This window comes from Bradyrhizobium sp. CB1717, assembly GCF_029714325.1.
Classification (GTDB): Bacteria; Pseudomonadota; Alphaproteobacteria; order Rhizobiales; family Xanthobacteraceae; genus Bradyrhizobium.
This window is the reverse complement of sequence record NZ_CP121666.1, coordinates 3,962,062-3,981,543: the sequence shown is the minus strand read 5'-3', so window position 1 is coordinate 3,981,543 and position 19,482 is coordinate 3,962,062. Positions and strand designations below refer to the sequence as shown.

Here is a 19,482-nt window from a genome sequence, read left to right as displayed (position 1 = left end):
TCAGGCAAGCTGCCTGCCATCCCCGGTAAATCCTGCCAGTCCATGCTTATCGCGCTGGCCCAGCCCTTGCTACCACATGAAAGTCATGCACTGTTGACGCATGGCCACGGAGAACAGTCGGGATCTATGGCAGTCGCGTTTGATGAAATGAATATTCCCGGCGGGGACCTTCGCCCCGCCTATCAGGAGCTGGCACGCTGGCTCAAGGAGACGCCTCCCGAGGCGCTCGAATATCGCCGCCAGGAAGCCGAGCTCCTGTTTCGGCGGATCGGCATCACCTTTGCAGTCTACGGCGATTCCGAGTCCACCGAGCGCCTGATCCCGTTCGACGTGATCCCCAGGATCATGTCCGGCAAGGAATGGGCACTGCTGGAGAAGGGCCTGAAGCAGCGCGTGCGCGCGCTCAACATGTTCCTGCGCGACATCTATCACGGCCGCGACATCCTCCGCGCCGAAATCGTGCCCGACGATCTGATCTTCCAGAACCCGGTCTTCCGCCCCGAGATGAACGGCCAGCAGGTGCCGCACGACGTCTACGTGCACATCGCCGGCATCGACATCGTCCGGGTCGACGCCGAGGACTTCATCGTGCTGGAGGACAACGCGCGCACGCCCTCGGGCGTGTCCTACATGCTGGAAAACCGCGAGATCATGATGCGGCTGTTTCCGGACCTGTTCGCCCGCCACAAGGTGGCGCCTGTCGAACGCTATCCGGACGAGCTGCTCGCCGCACTCCGCTCGGTCGCGCCGCATGGCGCATCGGGCGAGCCGACGGTCGCGCTGCTCACACCGGGCGTCTACAACTCGGCCTATTACGAGCACTCCTTCCTCGCCGACAAGCTCGGTATCGAGCTGGTCGAGGGCCGCGACCTCATCGTCAAGAACAACGAAGTGTTCATGCGCACGACGGAAGGGGTGAAACGGGTCGACGTGATCTATCGCCGCGTCGACGACGATTTCCTCGATCCCCTCACCTTCCGTCCCGACTCGGCGCTCGGCGTGCCCGGGCTGATGTCGGCCTATGCGGCCGGCAACATCACGCTCGCCAACGCCGTCGGCACCGGCATCGCCGATGACAAGGCGATCTACTCCTACATGCCCGACATCGTGAAATTCTATCTCGGCGAAGAGCCGATCCTGAAGAACGTGCCGACCTGGCGCTGCCGCGAGCCGAAGGACCTCGCCTATGTGCTGGATAACCTCGGCGAGCTCGTCGTCAAGGAAGTGCACGGCTCCGGCGGCTACGGCATGCTGATCGGCCCCGCCGCAACGAAAGCGACCATCGAAGCCTTCCGCGAGAAGCTCAAGCGCGAGCCGGAAGGTTTTATCGCCCAGCCGACGCTGGCGCTCTCGACCTGTCCGACTTGCACGGCAAGTGGCCTTGCCCCGCGCCATGTCGACCTTCGCCCCTTCGTGCTCACCGGCAGCAAGAGCACGACGATCGTGCCGGGCGGGCTCACCCGCGTCGCACTGAAGGAAGGCTCCCTGGTGGTCAATTCGAGCCAGGGCGGCGGCACCAAAGACACCTGGATTTTGGACGAGTAGTCAGATGCTGTCGCGTACCGCCGAAAACCTCTACTGGCTCGCCCGCTACGTCGAACGGGCCGAATATCTCGCGCGCACCATCGATGCGACGCTGCGCGTCACCGCGCTTCCCGCCGCCTATATCGGCAAGACCAATGAATGGGACTCGGCGCTTCTCACCGCCGGCGTCGCCGCGAGCTTCTATCAGGCTTATGAGGAAGCCAACGAGCACAACGTCGTCGAATATCTGTCGTTCTCACAGAACAACCCGTCCTCGATCCGGAACTGCATCGAGGCGGCGCGGCTGAACTCGCGCTCGGTGCGCACCGCGCTGACCAGCGAGATGTGGGACACCATCAACTCGGCCTGGATCGAGCTCCAGGCGGTCTGGAGCAAGGGCACCTCGACGCGCGAGGATCTCGCGAAATTCCTGCGCTTCGTGCAGGAGACCTCGCTGCGCTTCGACGGCTCGGCGTACCGGACCATGCTGCGCAACGATGCCTACTGGTTCTCGCGCATGGGCGTGCACCTCGAGCGCGCCGACAACACCGCCCGCATCCTCGACGTGAAGTACCATGTGCTGTTGCCCGAGGAAGAGCATGTCGGCGGCCCGCTCGACTTCTATCAGTGGAGCTCGATCCTGCGCTCGGTCTCGGCGCTGACGGCCTATCACTGGGTCTATCGCGAGACGCTCAAGCCGTGGCTGATCGCGGATCTCCTGATCCTCAACGACACGCTGCCGCGTTCGCTGGCCAGCTGCTACGGCAACCTCGTGCGCAACCTCGACCAGATCGGCGTCGCCTATGGCCGCCAGGGCCCGGCCCAGCGCCACGCCCGCGGCATCCGCAACCGGCTGGAACACAGCAATATGAACGACATTTTCCAGCATGGCGTGCATGAATTCATTCAGGAATTCATCGCGGACAATTCCAGGCTGGGCGAAATCATCACGAAGCAGTATTTGATCTGATACACGCCGTCATTCCGGGATGGTCCGAAGGACCAGACCCGGAATCTCGAGATTTTCGGGTTCGGTGCTGCGCACCGCCCCGGAATGACGCCAGAACAACGGTCCATCATGCGCCTGCGAATCCAGCACACCACGACCTATCGCTACGAGCCGGCGGCCACCAGCGTGATCCAGATCCTGCGCATGACGCCGTGCAGCCATGACGGGCAATATGTGGCGGAGTGGCAGATCGACGTCTCCACGGACACCAAGCTCGACACCCATGAGGACGCCTTCGGCAACGTCACCCATGTGCTGTCCTGCGGACCCGTCGGCGACATCAAGATCACCGCCGAAGGGCTGATCGAGACCCACGACACCGGTGGCGTGCTGCGCGGCGCCGACGAGCGCTTTCCGGCCGGGATGTTCTTGCGTCCTACCGATCTCACCACGGTCAACCCGGCGATGGCGGCGGTCGCGCGGCAGCTGCGCAGCGAGGCCGAGAGCGACACGCTCGGCTTCCTGCACGCGCTGATGAGCGAGATCAGCGATCACATGACCTTCGACGAGGACCCGACCAACAGCGGCACCTCGGCGGCCGAGGCGTTTACGCTCAAGCGCGGCGTCTGCCAGGACTACGCACACATCTTCATCGCCTGCGCCCGCACCGGCGGCGTGCCCGCGCGCTTCGTCTCCGGCCATTTCCTGCGCTCCGACGGCACGGTGCACCAGGATGCCGGCCACGCCTGGGCGGAGGCGTATGTGCCCGATCTCGGCTGGGTCGGCTTCGATCCCGCCAACTGCATCTGCACCACGGACGCCCATGTCCGCGTCGCGATCGGGCTCGATTATCTCGGCGCCGCCCCCGTGCGCGGCACCCGCTATGGCGGCGGCGCGGAGACGCTGACGGTCGCGGTCAAGGTCGAGCAGGCCGGCCGCGGCGGGCAATCGCAGTCGCAGTCCCAGCGGCAGAGCTAGCAGCGTTACAGCCGTAACCGACGACCGCCGCGCTGAAACCGCGCCGTAGCACGGTCCGTCCAATTCTTGTTGCGATCCGTTCCCGCAACAGAGGTTGAGACAGATGCGGCTTCAAGAAAGACTCAGCGATCATTTCGCACTGCGCGATCCCCAGAAAGCCATGCTTGTGGGCATCCGGGAATTGGCACCCGAGATCACGGCCCGCGCCGCCGAGATCGAAGCTGCGCGCCGCATCCCGCCCGACCTGGTGGAGCGGCTGAGGTCGATCGGGGTCTTCCGGATGTTCGTTCCGCGGAGCCATGGCGGGCTGGAGCTCGATTTTCCCGATGGCCTCGAGGTCATCAAGGCACTGACCCGTCTCGACGGCTCGGTCGGCTGGATCTCGATCGTCGGCGCAGTCGGCAGCCTGTTCGCCGCCGCGTCTCATCCCGACCTGTATCAGCGAATCTATCAGGACGGACCGGACGTGGCGATCTGCGGCTCATCCCAACCGGGCGGAACGGCAGAGCGTGTGGCGGACGGCTACCGCGTCAAGGGCCGCTGGCCGTTCGCCAGCTCTTGCACGCATGCCCAATGGATCGGCGGGTTCTGCATCGTTACCGAGAATGGCAAACCGGTCGCCGGGCCGCAGGGCAAGCCGCAGATTCGCGTCGTTGTGCTGCCGGCGCACGACTGGGAGATCGAGGACACTTGGTATGCGGCGGGGCTCGAGGGCACCGGCAGCCATCACATCACGCTGCGGGAGAGGCTGGTTCCGGAGGTGCATGTCTTCGACCTCGAAGCTCCGCCTCGCATGTCGGGTCCGCTCTACCAGGCGCTCCGGCAATGGCTGCCATTGTTTCACGGTGCATTCTCGGTCGGCCTCGCCGAGGGCGCGGTCGATGACCTGCTCGCGCTGGCCCATACCGGGCGGCAGCAATTGTATGCGGCCGTACCGATGCGGGAGTCCGAGACCTTCCAGTTCTGCCTCGGCCGGATTTGCGCCGACCTCAGGGCTGCGCAGGCGTTTCACGAGGTCCAGGTTGCCGGCCACTGGCGCCGCGCGCAGGCCGGCACGTTGAATGACGAAGACCTCATGATCGAGGGGGCCAGATCCGCGGTCTGGCTCGCGACGACCTGCGTCGGCATCGCAGATGCGTCCTTTGCGCTGGCCGGAAGCAGCGCGGTCTACGACAGCTCGCCGCTGCAGCGGCGCCTGCGCGACCTTCACGTCGGCGCGCAGCACGCTCACGCGCAGCAGAGGCAATATGTCGACGTCGGCAAGCTCGCCTTGCGCCGTTCGGCCGAGCCTGCCGCCTGACCGCATGAGCCGTGCTACACTCGCGGGATCAGACCTGATCCCGCGAGGCCCGCATGGCGACTGTAAAACTGCTTTCGGACGATGAACTCTCCACCGAGGCGCGCGCCGTTTTCGACGACATCCGCAAGGTGCGGCAGTCGGATTTCGTCAACAATTTCTGGCGCGCGCTGGCGCATGATCCGAAGACGCTGCGGCGGACCTGGGAGAGCATCAAGGAGGTGATGGCTCCGGGCGCGCTCGATCCCAAGGTCAAGGAAATGCTCTATGTCGCGGTCTCGATCGCGCATGGCTGTAGCTATTGCATCCACTCCCACACCGCTGCCGCCCGGGCCAAGGGCATGAGCGCCGCCGAATATGGCGAGTTGCTCGCCATCGTCGGCATGGCGGCGGAAACGAACCGGCTGGTCACCGCGCTCGGCGTCCCCGTCGATGAGGCATTTCTGGTCGATAGCGCGGATTGAGGTCGGCGCGGAGAACCAAGCCGTTTCCTCCCGTCATTCCGGGGTGCGCGCCCCGGAATGACAGCCTCCCCCCGCGGGATTCGGGGGTTGGAGCGGCCGGCGAAATTCGCTAGTAATTCCGCGCAAACGCGTTCGGGGACTGGAAATGACCTATTGCTGCGGAATCCTGGTTCGGGACGGTCTGGTGATGATCGCCGATACCCGCACCAATGCCGGCCTCGACAACGTCTCGACCTTCCGCAAGCTGCATATCTTCTCCAAGCCCGGCGACCGCATCATGGCGATCGCCAGCGCCGGAAACCTCGCCATCAGCCAGTCGGTGCTCTCGACGCTGACCGAAGGCCTCGAGGACCCCAACACGGGCGAGATCGAGACGCTGATGAACGCGCCCACCATGTTCCAGGCCGCCCAGCGCATCGGCCGGGCGATCCGGGCGGTGCATGCGACCGAAGGCCCGGCGCTGAAGTCCGAGGACGTCTCCTTCGACGTTTCCTTCCTGTTCGGCGGCCAGATCAAGGGCGCACGCATGCGCCTGTTCATGGTCTACACCGCCGGCAATTTCATCGAGTGCACCACCGATACGCCGTACCTTCAGATCGGCGAGCACAAATACGGCAAGCCGGTGCTCGACCGCGCCATGCATTACGACGTCGAGCTCTACGAGGCGCTGAAGACCGGCCTGATCTCGATGGACTCGACCATGCGGTCCAATCTCGGCGTCGGCCTGCCGATCGACGTGCTGGTGGTGCGCACGGACGCCTGCGAGGCCGATCTCAACCACCGCATCGAGGCGGGCGAGCCCTATTTCCACGATCTGCGCTCGCGCTGGTCGGCGGCCTTGCGCGCCGCGCACCAGAACATCCCGCGCCCGCCCTACAAGAACGAAAAAGAACCCAAAACCTGACAGCTCAAGAGAAAAGGCAGGAAACGATGAGTGAAGCGAAAAAGATCGCAGTGGTGACGGGCGCCGGCACCGGTGTCGGGCGCGCGGCGTCGCTGGCGCTGATGAACGCCGGCTTCACCGTGGTGCTCACCGGCCGCCGGCTCGACATGCTCGAGGAGACCGCAAAGCTCGGCCCCGCGGGCAAAAGCCTGTGCGTCACCGCCGACATGACCAAGCCGGACTCGATTGCCGCGCTGTTCGACAAGGTGAAGGCGACCTATGGCCGCCTCGACGTGCTGTTCAACAATGCCGGCATGGGCGCGCCGGCGGTGAACTTCGAGGACCTCAGCCTCGAGCAGTGGCAGGCGGTGGTGAACACCAACCTCACCGGCCCGTTCCTGTGCACCCAGCACGCCTTCCGCATCATGAAGGACCAGAGCCCGCGCGGCGGCCGCATCATCAACAACGGCTCGATCTCGGCGCACGCGCCGCGGCCGTTCTCGGCGGCCTACACCTCGACCAAGCACGCCATCACCGGCCTCACCAAGGCCAGCAACCTCGATGGCCGCATGTATGACATCGCGGTCGGCCAGGTCGACATCGGCAATGCCGCAACCCCGATGACCGATCGCATGGTCAACGGCCCCGGCGTGCTGCAGCCCGACGGCACCACCAAGCACGAGCCCCGCATGGACGCCAAGGCTGTCGGCGATGCCGTCGCCTACATGGCCGGCCTGCCGCTCGACGCCAACGTGCTGACCATGACGGTGATGGCCACCAAGATGCCGTTCGTCGGACGCGGCTGAACAAAACTGCGAAAACAACCCCATGCACAGTAGGCGGCATGGGGTTGTGGCCTGACTTCGCCAAGCAGGGTGACATCGACTAAATCCCCAAGCTGCCTCCACAATCGTCATTGCGAGCGCAGCGAAGCAATCCAGGCTGCCTCAGCGGTGGGATTCTGGATTGCTTCGTCGCAAGGGCTCCTCGCAATGACGAGGAGGGAGCGGAGGGCCCCTACTCCAGGCTCTCCACCTGCCGCAGGCTCGGAAACAGCTTCATCCAGAGCAGCGCCACTGCGACCGTGCAGACGCCGCCGAGCACGGCGGCGGGCATGGTGCCGAACAGGGCGGCCGTCAGCCCGCTCTCGAACTGGCCGAGCTGGTTCGAGGCGTTGATGAAGAGGAAATTCACCGCGCCGACCCGGCCGCGCATCTCGTCGGGCGTCGACAGCTGCACCAGCGAGAAGCGGATCACGACGCTGATCGTGTCGGCCGCGCCGAGGATCGCGAGCGACAGCACCGACAGCCACATCCAGGGGGACAGCGCGAACACGATCGTGGCGATGCCGAACACGATCACGGCCTGAAACATGCGCAGGCCCACATGATGCGAGATGGCGTGGCGCGCCAGCACCATGGTCATCAGGAGCGCGCCGACCGCAGGCGCCGCGCGAAGCACGCCGAGGCCCACCGGGCCGGTCTGGAGGATGTCGCGGGCATAGATCGGCAGGAGCGCGGTGACGCCGCCGAACAGCACCGCGAACAGATCGAGCGAGATGGTACCGAGAATCGCGGGATTGCTGCGGATGAAACGGACCCCGGCAAAGATGTTGTCCGCCTCGTCCATGTCCTTGGCGACGGCCTGCGGCCGCGGCCGGATGAAGCCGGTCAGGATCATCCCAAGAATCCAGAACAGCAGCATCACGGCGTAGGCGAGATGCGGCGCGATCGCGTAGGCGAAACCGCCGAGCGCGGGACCCGTGATGGTCGCGACCTGGCCCGCACCGCTCGCGACCTCGGTGGCGCGCTGGAGCGAACCCTGCGGCGCGATCAGCGGCAGCAGCGCCGCGGTCGTCGGGCTCTCGAAGGCGCCGGCAATGCCGAGCACGAACGTCGCGATGAAGATCTGCACCTCGCTGACCGCGCCGAGATAGGTGATGGTTGCGAGATAGAGCGCGGTCGCGGCTTCCACGAGCTGGCAGAGCTGGACCACGCGCTTGCGCTCGAAACGGTCGGCGGCGTGGCCGGCGACGAACACCAGGAGCGCCGTGGGCAGGAACTGCACGAGCCCGACCATGCCGAGGTCGAAGGCCGAGCCGGTGAGATCGTAGATCTGCCAGCCGATCGCGACCGCCGCGATCTGGCTCGAAAAGCGTGACAGGCTACGCGAGAGCAGGAAGAACAGGAAGGCGCGGTGGGCGAGGAGCGCGCCGGCGCTGACCGGCGGATTTCGGGATATTGGCTGCTCTGGCATCGCCTCTTCGGTCACCTCGGACTGTCCGCCCCCTGATCTGATGGGCTTCCCGCGTGGCTGAGACGGGTCCGCTTGTCAACAACGGGACACTTCCGGGGCCGGTCGGCATTGCCTTTGCAACGCACGCGCGGCCATAATCATTGGGGGTTTTGGGGACATCATGCTTCGCCTGCAATCGGCACTCGGCATTTTCGCATTGCTGCTGATCGCCTTCGCGCTCGCAGAGAATCGCCGCGCGGTCTCGCTGCGCCAGGCGGCGATCGGCCTCGCCGCGACCTTCGTCACCGCGGTCGTGCTGCTGAAACTGCCGGTCGTCGCCCATGCCTTCGGCACCATCAACGACGCGGTCGGCGCGATCTCGGCGGCCTCGCGCGCAGGCTCCGCCTTCGTGTTCGGCTATGTCGGCGGCGGCGCCCTGCCCTTCGACCTGAAGGTGCCCGGCGCCGACTTCATCCTGGCGTTCCAGGCGCTGCCGATCGTGCTGGTCATGAGCGTGCTGACCACGCTGCTGTTCTATTGGCGCGTGCTGCCGCCGATCGTGCGCGGCATGGCCTGGCTGCTGGAGCGCACCCTCGGCGTCGGCGGCGCGGTCGGGCTCTCGACCGCCGCCAACATCTTCCTCGGCATGGTCGAGGCGCCGCTGTTCGTGCGGCCCTATCTGACGCAGATGACCCGCAGCGAATTGTTTCTGGTCATGACCGGCGGCATGGCCGGCATCGCCGGCACCGTGCTGGTGCTCTATGCGACGCTGCTGGCGCCGCTCATCCCCGACTCGGCCGCGCATTTCGTGATCGCATCCGTGCTGGGCGCGCCGGCCGCGATCCTCGTCAGCCTGATCATGGTGCCCGAGACCTCGGACAAGCGCACCGGCGGCGCGCTGGAGGATCCGGAAATGGACGTCGCCAGCACGATGGACGCGATCGTGAAAGGCACGAGCGCAGGGCTCGAGCTGCTGCTCAACATCGTCGCCATGCTCTTGGTGCTGGTGGCGCTGGTCTATCTCGTCAACGCCATCCTCGGCCTGTTGCCAAACATCGGCGGCGCCGCGATCTCGCTGCAGCGTCTGCTGGGCCTGGTGATGGCGCCGGTGTGCTGGCTGATGGGATTGCCGTGGGACCAGGCGGTGACGGCCGGCAGCCTGATGGGCACCAAGACCGTGCTCAACGAGCTGATCGCCTATGTCGACTTCTCGAAGCTGCCGCCCGATACGCTCGATCCGCGCTCGCGCCTGATCATGCTTTACGCGATGTGCGGCTTCGCAAACTTCGCCAGCCTCGGCATCATGATCGGCGGCCTGGGGGTGATGGCGCCGGAGCGGCGCGCGGAGATCAACGCGCTCGGGCTGAAGTCGATCGTGTCGGGGACGCTGACAACGTGCTTGATTGGAGCGGTAGTGGGGGTGTTGGCGTGACGTCGTAGCCCGGATGGAGCGTAGCGCAATCCGGGACAGCGTCACCGCCGGATACAGCGGCCCCGGCGCTCCATCCGGGCTACGAGCTGCCATTGCGAGCGAAGCGAAGCAATCCAGAATCTGTCCGCGGAGACAGTCTGGATTGCTTCGCTGCGCTCGCAATGACGACGGAGAGAGCTACGCCTTCAACTCCACCGTCTTGAATTCCGCCGGCAGGATCACCTCCAGCAGCTCGACGTCGTCCGAATAATCCAGGATCATGTGTTTGATCTTCGGCGGCTGGGTCCAGGCGCTGCCCTGCTTCATCAAGGTCTCGCCCTGCCCGTCCATGTAGGTCTTCACCCAGCCCTTGAGCACGTAGACCATCTGGAATTCGACGTCGTGGAAATGCAGCTTCGAGACCTCCGCCGGATCGCAGGGGCCTTGCAGCCGGATCACATGCGCCTGCGCCAGGCCATGGGTCGCATCGGCGATGCCGAGGTCGCGGTATTTTGCGTAGGCGCGCAGGCCGTCGGCCTTGAAGTCCTCTTCGCGGTGATGGCTGATCGCGATGCGCTGCCTCCGACGTGCCGGCTTCTTCGGTGCCACCGTGCGCGCCTTTGCCTTGACCGCCTTGCGTGCCGAGGACCGCGCCGCGGCCTTGGTGCCACTCCGCTTCTTCACGGCGGTCTTCGATGCGGGTCTTGATGCCTTTTGCCTGGCCATTGTCTGCCTCCCTGATCTGAGCCGCGCCCGCCGGACGGGCGCAACCCGAAGGCAGATTAGCCAGTCCTGGACCGGGCAGCAATTGCGGGACCTGGATCAGTGAACGACATGCCCCGGTCGCTCGTAGCTTGTCCGAAGCTGTCGTGGCGAACGGCCGTCGTCTCGTATTCGCTCCCGCGCCGATTTAGTCTCGCCCGGAGATTCTGGGGGATTGATTCATGAGCAACAGCGTAGGTCAGCGTGCATTCCACAATGCCCGGCTTCGGAAGCGGCAGCAGGCCGAAGTACTGCCATTGCTCGGGCTTGCCCTCCAGTTGCACAAGCAAGGGCTTCTCCCCGAGGCCCGGAATGGCTATCGCCAGGTCCTGCAGCTCGAGCCCAATCAGTTCATTGCGCTGCATATGCTCGGCAGTTTGGAGTCTGACGCCAAGAACTATCAGGAAGCCGAAATCCTGCTGAGCCGGGCGGTTGCCGTAGATCCGAAATCTGCCGACGCTCACATGAGCCGAGGCATCGCGCTGAACAAGCTACGACGTCACGATGAGGCCCGCGAGAGCTATCGAAGGGCCCTCGCCTTGCGCCCCAACTACGCCTTAGCCCTGTCCAATCTCGGCAACGCGAGCGTGACCGTCGATCTTCAGCAAGCGCTCGAGTGCTACGACAAGGCGCTCGCAATCGACGCAAATCTTGCCGAAGCCCACAACGGCCGGGGTTGGGTGCTCTGCCGTCTGCGCAATTATGACGAGGCCATCGCAAGCCTGAACCGCGCGCTGTCGATCAAGCCCGACTATGCCTCGGCCCTGGCGAACCGCGCCATCGCATTGCAGGAGCTTCTGCGATTTGACGACGCCATGGCGGATTGCAATCAGGCGATCGCCCTGGCGCCCGACGAGATGAACGGGTGGCTCGGGCGCGCCAATGTCTGGCTGCAGACCCAGCAAATCGCCGAAGCATTGCACGATAGCGAGAAAGCCATCGCGCTCGATCCCGATGCCGCTCAAGCTCACCTGGTCCAGGGCGTTTGTCTCTCCACACTTGGGCGGGTCGACGAAGCTTTGGCCAGTTACGACAGAGCGCTCGAGATCGAGCCTAACTTCCCGGGCGCGATCTCCAACAAGATATTCACGCTCGATTTCGTGGCGGATGCCAGCGTTGAGCAGCATCAGCAAGCGCGGCAGCTCTGGTGGGAGCGGATCGGCACGACGTTCGCTTCAGAAGTGGCGGGACCGTACGACAACAGCCGCGATCCGGATCGCCCTCTGGTGCTCGGCTACGTCTCGTCGGACTTCAACGCGCATTCGGCCGCGTTCATATTCAAGCCGGTCCTGCAATACCACGACCGGGCACAGTTCGAGGTCGTGTGCTACTCTTGTTCGTCGAAAGTGGATCCGGCGACCGCCGAATTTCAAAAGATCGCCGATCGCTGGCGCGACGCCTCGCAATGGAGCGACGATCGCCTCGCCGATCAGATCCGCGCCGATGGCGTCGATATCCTGATCGACCTGTCCGGCCACACCAAAGGAAACCGCCTCAGCGTGTTTGCGCGCAAGCCGGCGCCGATCCAGGCCCATGGCTGGGGGCATGGCACCGGCACCGGGCTGCCGACGATCGATTATCTGTTCTCGGACCCGGTCGCGATTCCTGCCCCGGTCCGGCATCTGTTTGCGGAAACCGTCGTCGACCTGCCGTGCTTCGTGACACTGGAGCCGCTGCCAATGGAGCTTGCGAGGACGTCAACGCCGGCGATCTCGAACGGCTTCATCACATTCGGTGTCTTCAATCGCATCAGCAAGATTTCGGACCAGGCCGCGCAGGCCTGGTCAAGGATTCTCGAGCGGGTGCCGGGATCCCGGCTGCTGATCAAGGATGTTGCGCTGGACGATCAACTGGTCCGCGACAATCTGCTGGCACGGCTTGCAGCTTGCGGCGTTCCGGCCGAACGCGTCGAACTGCTCGGCACCACCTTGCGGGTCGATCATCTGGCAGCGTTCAATCGCGTCGATATCGCCCTCGACCCGTTCCCGCAGAATGGCGGTGTCAGCACGTTGGAAGCCTTGCAGATGGGCGTGCCCGTGGTGGCGAAGCTCGGGAACAGTCTGCCCAGCCGTGCCGCCGGCTCCATTCTCACCGCGCTCGGCCTGCCGGACTGGGTGACGGATAGCGAGGAGGCCTATGTCGACATCGCGGTGAGCCGTGCGGCTGAGATCGGCGATCTCGACAAGTTGCGCAGCGAACTGCCCGGACAAGTCCGGGCTGCGGCCGCCTGCAACCCGGTCGCCTACGCGCAAGCGGTGGACGAGGCCTATCGCGCGATGTGGAAGCGCTATTGCAGCAGCGGCGCCTGATCTCTGCCTCGGGCAACCACGGAGATAGCGCGTTCGCCCGACGCAGCTCCAGCCGAGATATCGTAGGATGGGCAAAGCGAAGCGTGCCCACCATGCCGGGTGCGATCGTGGAGAGATGGTGGGCACGGCGCGCAGGCGCGCGCCTTTGCCCACCCTACGAGACCGCGCCTTAAATCAATGCAGCCGGAACACGCCGTCGACGGCGCGCAACTCGGCGGGCTTGATCAGCTTGGAATGCGCGACGGTCACCGAGAACAGCGGACCGTCGAGCTTTTCCTGCCAGAAGGCCAGGAAGTCGGTCAGCGCCGGAAATTTCGGAAACATGTCGTAGTTCTGCCAGACATAGGTCTGGAGCAGCGAGGGATGATCCGGCATCCGGTAGAGAATTTGTGCCGTCGTCAGCCCGTAGCCCAGCATCTGTTTCCGGAAGTCTTCGGAAACGCCCCCAACCCGCAGTCCCATGCCAACCTCCTTTGCAGGAGCGCATTCAGGGGGCGGCTTTCCGGTACGCTGCTTACGAGCCACCCGGTGGAGATGCGCTCACATGAGAGAAATGTGACGCAAACTGACAACCCATCTCAAGCCCAAAAGTTTAACAAGCTGTTGAAATTCAATGCGTTAGCAGCAGATACGACCCCGTGCTAATACGGCCTCCCACGGAGCCTCGAAGAGGCCTCCAAGGCTGGTTAACGATGGAAAAGAGATTCTGGCAGTCCGCGCTTCCAGGTGCCGATTTTTCTGCTAGAAGCCCTTGCCCCCGCAAAATTCCTGTCCTATTTCAGCCTCGCCTGTGCTAGCACTCGCGGGCACAGACTGCTAACGCCAAAAAATTCCCATATCGTGCAACTACTTAGGAGGACTGCATGAAATTCCGTCCGCTTCACGACCGCGTCGTGGTCAAGCGCATCGACGCAGAAGAGAAGACCGCTGGCGGCATCATCATTCCCGACACTGCCAAGGAAAAGCCCTCCCAGGGTGAAGTCGTCGCCGTTGGCCCCGGTGGCCGCGACGAAGCCGGCAAGCTGATCCCGATCGACCTGAAGGTCGGCGACCGCGTGCTGTTCGGCAAGTGGTCCGGCACCGAGGTCAAGATCGACGGCGTCGATCTCTTGATCATGAAGGAAAGCGACATCATGGGCGTCCTCGACGTCCCCGCTTCCAAGAAGAAGGCGGCCTAACAGCCCCCTCTCTCCCTCCCATCAAACATTATCCAAGGAAAATTCCAGATGGCAGCCAAAGAAGTCAAATTCTCGGTTGAAGCGCGCGACAAGATGCTGCGCGGCGTCGACGTTCTCGCCAACGCGGTGAAGGTCACGCTCGGTCCGAAGGGCCGCAACGTCGTGCTCGACAAGTCGTTCGGCGCTCCCCGCATCACCAAGGACGGCGTCACCGTCGCCAAGGAGATCGAGCTCGACGACAAGTTCGAGAACATGGGCGCCCAGATGGTGCGCGAAGTCGCCTCCAAGTCCGCTGACGCGGCCGGCGACGGCACCACCACCGCCACCGTGCTCGCCCAGGCGATCGTGAAGGAAGGCGCCAAGTCGGTCGCCGCCGGCATGAACCCGATGGACCTCAAGCGCGGCATCGATCTTGCGGTCGAAGCCGTCGTTGCGGACCTGCAGAAGAACTCCAAGAAGGTCACCTCGAACGAGGAGATCGCCCAGGTCGGCACCATCTCGGCCAACGGCGACCAGGAGATCGGCAAGTTCCTCTCCGACGCCATGAAGAAGGTCGGCAACGAGGGTGTCATCACCGTCGAGGAAGCCAAGTCGCTCGAGACCGAACTCGACGTTGTCGAGGGCATGCAGTTCGACCGCGGCTACATCTCGCCCTACTTCGTCACCAACGCCGACAAGATGCGCGTTGAGATGGACGACGCCTACATCCTCATCAACGAGAAGAAGCTCTCCTCGCTGAACGAGCTGCTGCCGCTGCTCGAGGCCGTGGTGCAGACCGGCAAGCCGCTGGTCATCGTCGCCGAGGACGTCGAAGGCGAAGCCCTCGCGACCCTGGTCGTGAACCGCCTGCGCGGCGGCCTGAAGGTCGCGGCCGTCAAGGCTCCGGGCTTCGGCGATCGCCGCAAGGCCATGCTGCAGGACATCGCGATCCTGACCGGCGGCCAGGCGATCTCGGAAGATCTCGGCATCAAGCTCGAGAACGTCACGCTCAACATGCTCGGTCGCGCCAAGAAGGTGATGATCGACAAGGAGAACACCACGATCGTCAACGGCGCCGGCAAGAAGGCCGACATCGAGGCGCGCGTGGCCCAGATCAAGGCGCAGATCGAGGAGACCACCTCGGACTACGACCGTGAGAAGCTTCAGGAGCGTCTCGCCAAGCTCGCAGGCGGCGTCGCGGTGATCCGCGTCGGCGGCGCGACCGAGGTCGAGGTGAAGGAGCGCAAGGATCGCGTTGATGACGCGATGCATGCGACCCGCGCGGCTGTCGAGGAAGGCATCGTCCCGGGCGGCGGCGTCGCCCTGCTCCGTGCTTCCGAGCAGCTCAAGGGCCTGCGCACCAAGAACGACGACCAGAAGACCGGCGTCGAGATCGTGCGCAAGGCGCTGTCGGCTCCCGCTCGCCAGATCGCGATCAACGCCGGTGAAGACGGTTCGGTGATCGTCGGCAAGATCCTGGAGAACAAGGCCTACAATTACGGCTTCGACTCCCAGACCGGCGAATATGCCGACCTCGTCAAGAAGGGCATCATCGACCCGACCAAGGTGGTCCGTACCGCGATCCAGAACGCTGCCTCGGTTGCCGCGCTCCTGATCACCACGGAAGCCATGGTCGCCGAGCTGCCCAAGAAGGGCGGCGCCGGTCCCGCGATGCCTCCGGGCGGCGGCATGGGCGGCATGGACTTCTGATCCAGCCTTTCAGGCAATCTACGAAATGCGAAACCCCGGCAGCGATGCCGGGGTTTTTGTCTGGGGGAATGCAGAAGCAGTGGCCTCGTAGCCCGGATGGAGCGCAGCGCAATCCGGGACAGTGCGTCCATCGCAGGCAGTCTTCCCGGATTTCGCTGCGCTCCATCCGGGCTACGAAGGTGCCCGAGAGGTGCCCCGGAATGACGCCCCCCTCACTCCACCTTCCCAAGCCGCTCCATGTGCGGATCGCCGTTTTCGTCGAGCGACCAGAAGATCCGCGTCACCTTGCCGACGAGGTTGTCCATCGGCACGAAGCCGAACGCCGACATCATGCGGCTGTCGGTGGAGTTGTCGCGGTTGTCGCCGAGCACGAAGAAATGACCTGGCGGCACGGCGTAGACGCTGGTGCTGTCGAGGAAGCCATTGTCGACGCAATCGTAGGTCACATAGCTCGCGCCGTTCGGCAGCGTCTCGCGCCAGCGCTTGGCCCTCGCATCATCATCGCCTCCGCAGGCGGCACCGGCGAACACCTCCTTCAGCGCTACGCGCGTCACCGGCTTGTCGTTGAGGAAGAGCTGCCCTCCCCGCATCTGCACGCGGTCGCCGGGCAGGCCAACCACGCGCTTGACGTAATCGACCGAGATGTCCTTCGGCGTGCGAAACACGACGATGTCGCCGTATTCGGGGTCGGCGGCAAGGAAGCGGCCCGAGACCCAGGACGGCGCGAAGGGAAAGGAATAGCGGCCATAACCGTAGGCATATTTGGCGGCGAACACGTAGTCGCCGACGACCAGGGTCGGCGTCATCGAGCCGGACGGGATGTTGAACGGCTGGTAGAGGAAGAAGCGAACCAGGAACGGCGGCGACCACAGCACCGGGATCAGCAGGATCAGGACGACGATCGCCTTCCAGTCGCTGGATCGCGCCGCGGGGCGGATCGTTTCCTGAAGCACAGTCATGCGCCTTCCCTGATCAAGACCATAGTCGTGCCGAGATTACGCAACCTGCGCGCGCGGGCAATCCCCAGCGAACTCCAATTGGTCGCGCGTTGCGCGGATCGCGTTCACCGCAGGGCAACGACAACATTAGATGTGAAGGGCCGCCCGTGGGCGGCCCTTCTGTTTCAAGCGCTCTCGGGCGCCTTCAGGCGCACGAGCCGGGTCAAGAGGGCATCGAGGCCCTGGCCGTCGCCGGCATGGAGGTCGATGCGGCCGACCTTCTCGACCAGCCGCTCCAGCGACTCCAGCTCCTTGAGCCGCAGCAGCAGGGGGTTCTCCTCCATCAGGCGGGCGGTGTTGAGGAGCGAACGCGTCGCCGCGGTCTCCTCCTGCCGGCGGATCAGGTTCGCCTTCGCGACCCGCTCCGCCTCCACCACCTTGTTCACCAGCTCCCGGATCTCGCCGGGCAGGATCACGTCCTTGACGCCGAGCTCGGTCACCTCCACGCCAGACTCCGCGACGCGTGCGCGCACATAGTCGCGCAGCTCCGCATCCAGCGCCGCCTTCGCAGACAGCACCTCGTCCAGCGTCCGGCCCGCGACCGCTTCGCGGATCGCGAACTGCACCAGGCGGTACAGCCACGCATCCACGTCGGGCACGGTCGCGACCGTCCGCTCGGGATCGACCACCTTACGGAACGCCGTCAGCGTCACCCGCAGCGCGATGCGATCCTTGGTCAGCATCTCCTGCGCGGTGATCTCGACCGCCTGGGGCCGCAGGTCGAGGCGCTTCACCTCGATCTTGCGGCCGACGGTCCAGAAGGCGTGCCGGCCGGGCGCGAGCCGCTCGGTGAGCCGGCCCTCGACATAGAGCAGGCCCGCCTCGTGGTTCTCGACCACCGTCTCCGACGTCACGGCCGAGCGGTTGCGCTCGATCATGGCCAGATGCCGCGCGCTGACCTTGGGATCGGCGGACACATCGATGCGCTCGACATCGATGCGCGTTGCGATCTTCCAGTAGACGCGCACTTGCCAGGGCGTCATCAGATGCACGGGCCGGCCGTCGAGGCTGACGATGGCGATCTCGTCCGCCCTGGTCTCGACCGCCTCGAACAGCTCGGCGGCCAGATCGGGCCGCGCGGCCTTCAGCACCGCGTAGCGCTCCGCGGAAAATTCGCTGCGGACCACGTCGAGCACCTCGGCCTTCAACTCGTGCAGGGGATCGAACAGCCGGTGCTTGCCGGGCGCGAGCACGCGCACGAGCTGCCCGTTGCGCGTCAGCAACGCACGCTCGCCATCCTTCACCGTCACGTTCAGCATCAGCAAATGCCAAGTCTTCTCAGACGTCATGGCACGCCTCCATCATTTGCGCCCGGCCGGATGCCGGACGACAGGTTTCGTTAGCAAAGGATTTGAGGACACGGACGACGCTTCCCATGACATCGGCGGACCGGGGCTTGAGCTTGCATGACGACGGGCGCACGCGCGCGATCGCGCGAGGTGTGTCGCGCGGCCATGCGGAGCCACCCGGCATCAGCGCAAGCGGTATCTACCCGCGGCGCAAAGCCGGTCTCACAGTGTCTAGGTTCGGACGGAAAGCCTTGCGGCAAAACGGCCGGACTGCGACTGAAGCGCGCGTCCGGTCCCCTTCAGAGGAATCAGCTTTTCAGGCTGAAACGGAGCGCTTGGAGCGGGATTCGACCCCGCGACCCGATGATTTTAACGTCACCTGCTCTACCCAACTGAGCTATCCTTCGTGGGGCAAGAGACCGGAATCGAACCGATGCCTTCGGGTGTTCAGCCCGACGCTCTCCATGAGCTACGTCCTGCTTTGTCCTTCATTCGGCGGAACACGAAACCGGAGACCGGCTCGCGCCAGCCGGGATCTCAACGAGCCCGGACACATGGCCTAGCGAAGGACGGCGCTAATAGACCAGGCACGTTCGGGTTGCAAGGGGCTCGTTCAAGATTTTTCGTCGCAGCTTGCGCGCTGTGACGCGACGATCACAGCGAGACATCGCCTCAACTGCGCGACATCTCCTGGAAACACGCCCTCACCCAGTCGATGGTCACACGCGTTGCAGCGTCGCGCTTGAGATGGTTTTGCACCAGCAGCCAGACATCGCGGCGCTTCTGCAGCAGCGTGGCGCGCAGGCGGCGATCGCCGAGCAGGTCCGCGCAAACATACTCGGGCAACACGCCGGCGGCCTGATGCGCGCGGATCAGGTTGCGGATGACGCGAACGTTGTCGGTGACGCAGCGCGCGCGGGCTTTCTTCGTGCGCAGGAATTGCATCTCGGGAATGGCCCCGAGCTCGTCCGGATAGGCACACAGCATCGGCTCGCCCTCGGTCGTCACAGGCTCGAAATAATAGATCCGGATATCGCCGAGCTTTGAGATCGCGAAGTCGCCCTTGTCGGGTTTGCGCAGGCGGATGGCGAGATCGGCCTCCCAGCGCGAGAATTTGACGTTCTCGCTCGAGGTGAGGAATTGCAGCGTCAGGCCGGGATTGGCACGCAGGAAGTCGCTCGCGCGCGGCGACAGCACTTCCTCGGCGACCGTGTTGGTGGAGGCGATGCGCAGGCGTCCCACCGGGCCTTCCAGGCTCTCACTGAGGCGACCGATCTCGGCGGCATGCGCGGCCATCGCCTCGACATGCGCCAGCACCGCCTCGCAACTCCGCGTCGGCCTGCGGACGCCGTCGGCGGCCTCGAACAGACGCAGACCGAGCGCACGCTCGATGCGCGACAGCCTGCGCCCGACCGTCGTCTCGTCGATGCGCAGCCGCGCGCTGGCGCCCGCATAGGTGCCCTCGTCCCTGACGGCAGCGATGATGCGCAGATCGTCCCAATTCATCGTGTGAGGT

The 19,482-nt window shown here is 64.7% G+C and carries 17 protein-coding genes and 1 tRNA gene; 11 read left to right on the top strand and 7 right to left on the bottom strand.

Going from position 1 to position 19,482, the window contains the following annotated elements; translation table 11 throughout:
- The first annotated feature begins 126 nt into the window (after positions 1 to 126).
- From QA649_RS18770 to QA649_RS18740, 7 genes are all read left to right on the top strand, one after another.
- Positions 127 to 1,545 (top strand): circularly permuted type 2 ATP-grasp protein, encoded by a 1,419-nt coding sequence (locus QA649_RS18770; RefSeq protein ID WP_283025481.1) that lies wholly within the window; start codon positions 127 to 129, stop codon positions 1,543 to 1,545.
- A 4-nt stretch (positions 1,546 to 1,549) separates the two neighbouring features.
- Positions 1,550 to 2,494, top strand: a complete 945-nt coding sequence (locus QA649_RS18765; RefSeq protein ID WP_036015356.1) for an alpha-E domain-containing protein — start codon at positions 1,550 to 1,552, stop codon at positions 2,492 to 2,494.
- A gap of 108 nt (positions 2,495 to 2,602) precedes the next feature.
- Complete coding sequence (locus QA649_RS18760; RefSeq protein ID WP_283025480.1) at positions 2,603 to 3,451, top strand: transglutaminase family protein; 849 nt, start codon at positions 2,603 to 2,605, stop codon at positions 3,449 to 3,451.
- Between the two features lie 160 nt (positions 3,452 to 3,611).
- Entirely contained in the window at positions 3,612 to 4,751 is a 1,140-nt protein-coding gene (locus QA649_RS18755; protein ID WP_283025479.1) for an acyl-CoA dehydrogenase family protein, read from the top strand.
- A gap of 53 nt (positions 4,752 to 4,804) precedes the next feature.
- Complete coding sequence (locus QA649_RS18750) at positions 4,805 to 5,212, top strand: carboxymuconolactone decarboxylase family protein (protein ID WP_283025478.1); 408 nt, start codon at positions 4,805 to 4,807, stop codon at positions 5,210 to 5,212.
- Positions 5,213 to 5,357: 145 nt separating this feature from the next.
- Positions 5,358 to 6,116 carry a proteasome-type protease gene (locus QA649_RS18745; protein ID WP_057740901.1) on the top strand — a complete coding sequence of 253 codons (759 nt, stop codon included), beginning with the start codon at positions 5,358 to 5,360 and terminating at the stop codon, positions 6,114 to 6,116.
- A 26-nt stretch (positions 6,117 to 6,142) separates the two neighbouring features.
- On the top strand, positions 6,143 to 6,901 hold the full coding sequence (locus QA649_RS18740) for an SDR family oxidoreductase (RefSeq protein ID WP_283025477.1): 759 nt from the start codon (positions 6,143 to 6,145) through the stop codon (positions 6,899 to 6,901).
- A gap of 211 nt (positions 6,902 to 7,112) precedes the next feature.
- On the opposite strand, the gene QA649_RS18735 is transcribed toward QA649_RS18740, so the two are convergent.
- Positions 7,113 to 8,351, bottom strand: coding sequence for an MFS transporter (locus tag QA649_RS18735; protein ID WP_283025476.1), 1,239 nt, complete (start codon positions 8,349 to 8,351; stop codon positions 7,113 to 7,115).
- Between the two features lie 160 nt (positions 8,352 to 8,511).
- On the opposite strand from QA649_RS18735, the gene QA649_RS18730 reads away from it, so the two are divergent.
- On the top strand, positions 8,512 to 9,762 hold the full coding sequence (locus QA649_RS18730) for a nucleoside transporter C-terminal domain-containing protein (RefSeq protein WP_283025475.1): 1,251 nt from the start codon (positions 8,512 to 8,514) through the stop codon (positions 9,760 to 9,762).
- A gap of 177 nt (positions 9,763 to 9,939) precedes the next feature.
- On the opposite strand, the gene QA649_RS18725 is transcribed toward QA649_RS18730, so the two are convergent.
- A complete protein-coding gene (locus tag QA649_RS18725) occupies positions 9,940 to 10,467 on the bottom strand; it encodes a cupin domain-containing protein (RefSeq protein ID WP_283025474.1) in 528 nt (175 codons plus the stop codon).
- Positions 10,468 to 10,685: 218 nt separating this feature from the next.
- On the opposite strand from QA649_RS18725, the gene QA649_RS18720 reads away from it, so the two are divergent.
- Positions 10,686 to 12,812 (top strand): tetratricopeptide repeat protein, encoded by a 2,127-nt coding sequence (locus QA649_RS18720; protein WP_283025473.1) that lies wholly within the window; start codon positions 10,686 to 10,688, stop codon positions 12,810 to 12,812.
- A gap of 174 nt (positions 12,813 to 12,986) precedes the next feature.
- On the opposite strand, the gene QA649_RS18715 is transcribed toward QA649_RS18720, so the two are convergent.
- Positions 12,987 to 13,274: an usg protein gene (locus tag QA649_RS18715; RefSeq protein ID WP_018648592.1), complete on the bottom strand. Its 288-nt coding sequence runs from the start codon at positions 13,272 to 13,274 to the stop codon at positions 12,987 to 12,989.
- Positions 13,275 to 13,675: 401 nt separating this feature from the next.
- Between QA649_RS18715 and QA649_RS18710 the strand changes: the two genes are divergently transcribed.
- Positions 13,676 to 13,990 carry a co-chaperone GroES gene (locus QA649_RS18710; protein ID WP_014494241.1) on the top strand — a complete coding sequence of 105 codons (315 nt, stop codon included), beginning with the start codon at positions 13,676 to 13,678 and terminating at the stop codon, positions 13,988 to 13,990.
- Between the two features lie 48 nt (positions 13,991 to 14,038).
- Positions 14,039 to 15,679, top strand: a complete 1,641-nt coding sequence (groL, locus tag QA649_RS18705; RefSeq protein WP_027560140.1) for a chaperonin GroEL — start codon at positions 14,039 to 14,041, stop codon at positions 15,677 to 15,679.
- 212 nt (positions 15,680 to 15,891) lie between these two features.
- Here groL and lepB read toward each other — a convergent pair whose 3' ends face one another.
- The 4 genes from lepB to QA649_RS18685 all read right to left on the bottom strand — a co-directional run bounded on the left by lepB (position 15,892) and on the right by QA649_RS18685 (position 19,472).
- Entirely contained in the window at positions 15,892 to 16,638 is a 747-nt protein-coding gene (gene lepB / locus QA649_RS18700; RefSeq protein WP_283025472.1) for a signal peptidase I, read from the bottom strand.
- A gap of 164 nt (positions 16,639 to 16,802) precedes the next feature.
- Positions 16,803 to 17,966, bottom strand: a complete 1,164-nt coding sequence (locus tag QA649_RS18695; RefSeq protein WP_283025471.1) for a slipin family protein — start codon at positions 17,964 to 17,966, stop codon at positions 16,803 to 16,805.
- Between the two features lie 407 nt (positions 17,967 to 18,373).
- A tRNA-Phe gene (locus QA649_RS18690) sits at positions 18,374 to 18,446 on the bottom strand.
- Between the two features lie 192 nt (positions 18,447 to 18,638).
- Entirely contained in the window at positions 18,639 to 19,472 is an 834-nt protein-coding gene (locus tag QA649_RS18685; protein WP_283025470.1) for a LysR family transcriptional regulator, read from the bottom strand.
- Positions 19,473 to 19,482: the final 10 nt, after the last annotated feature.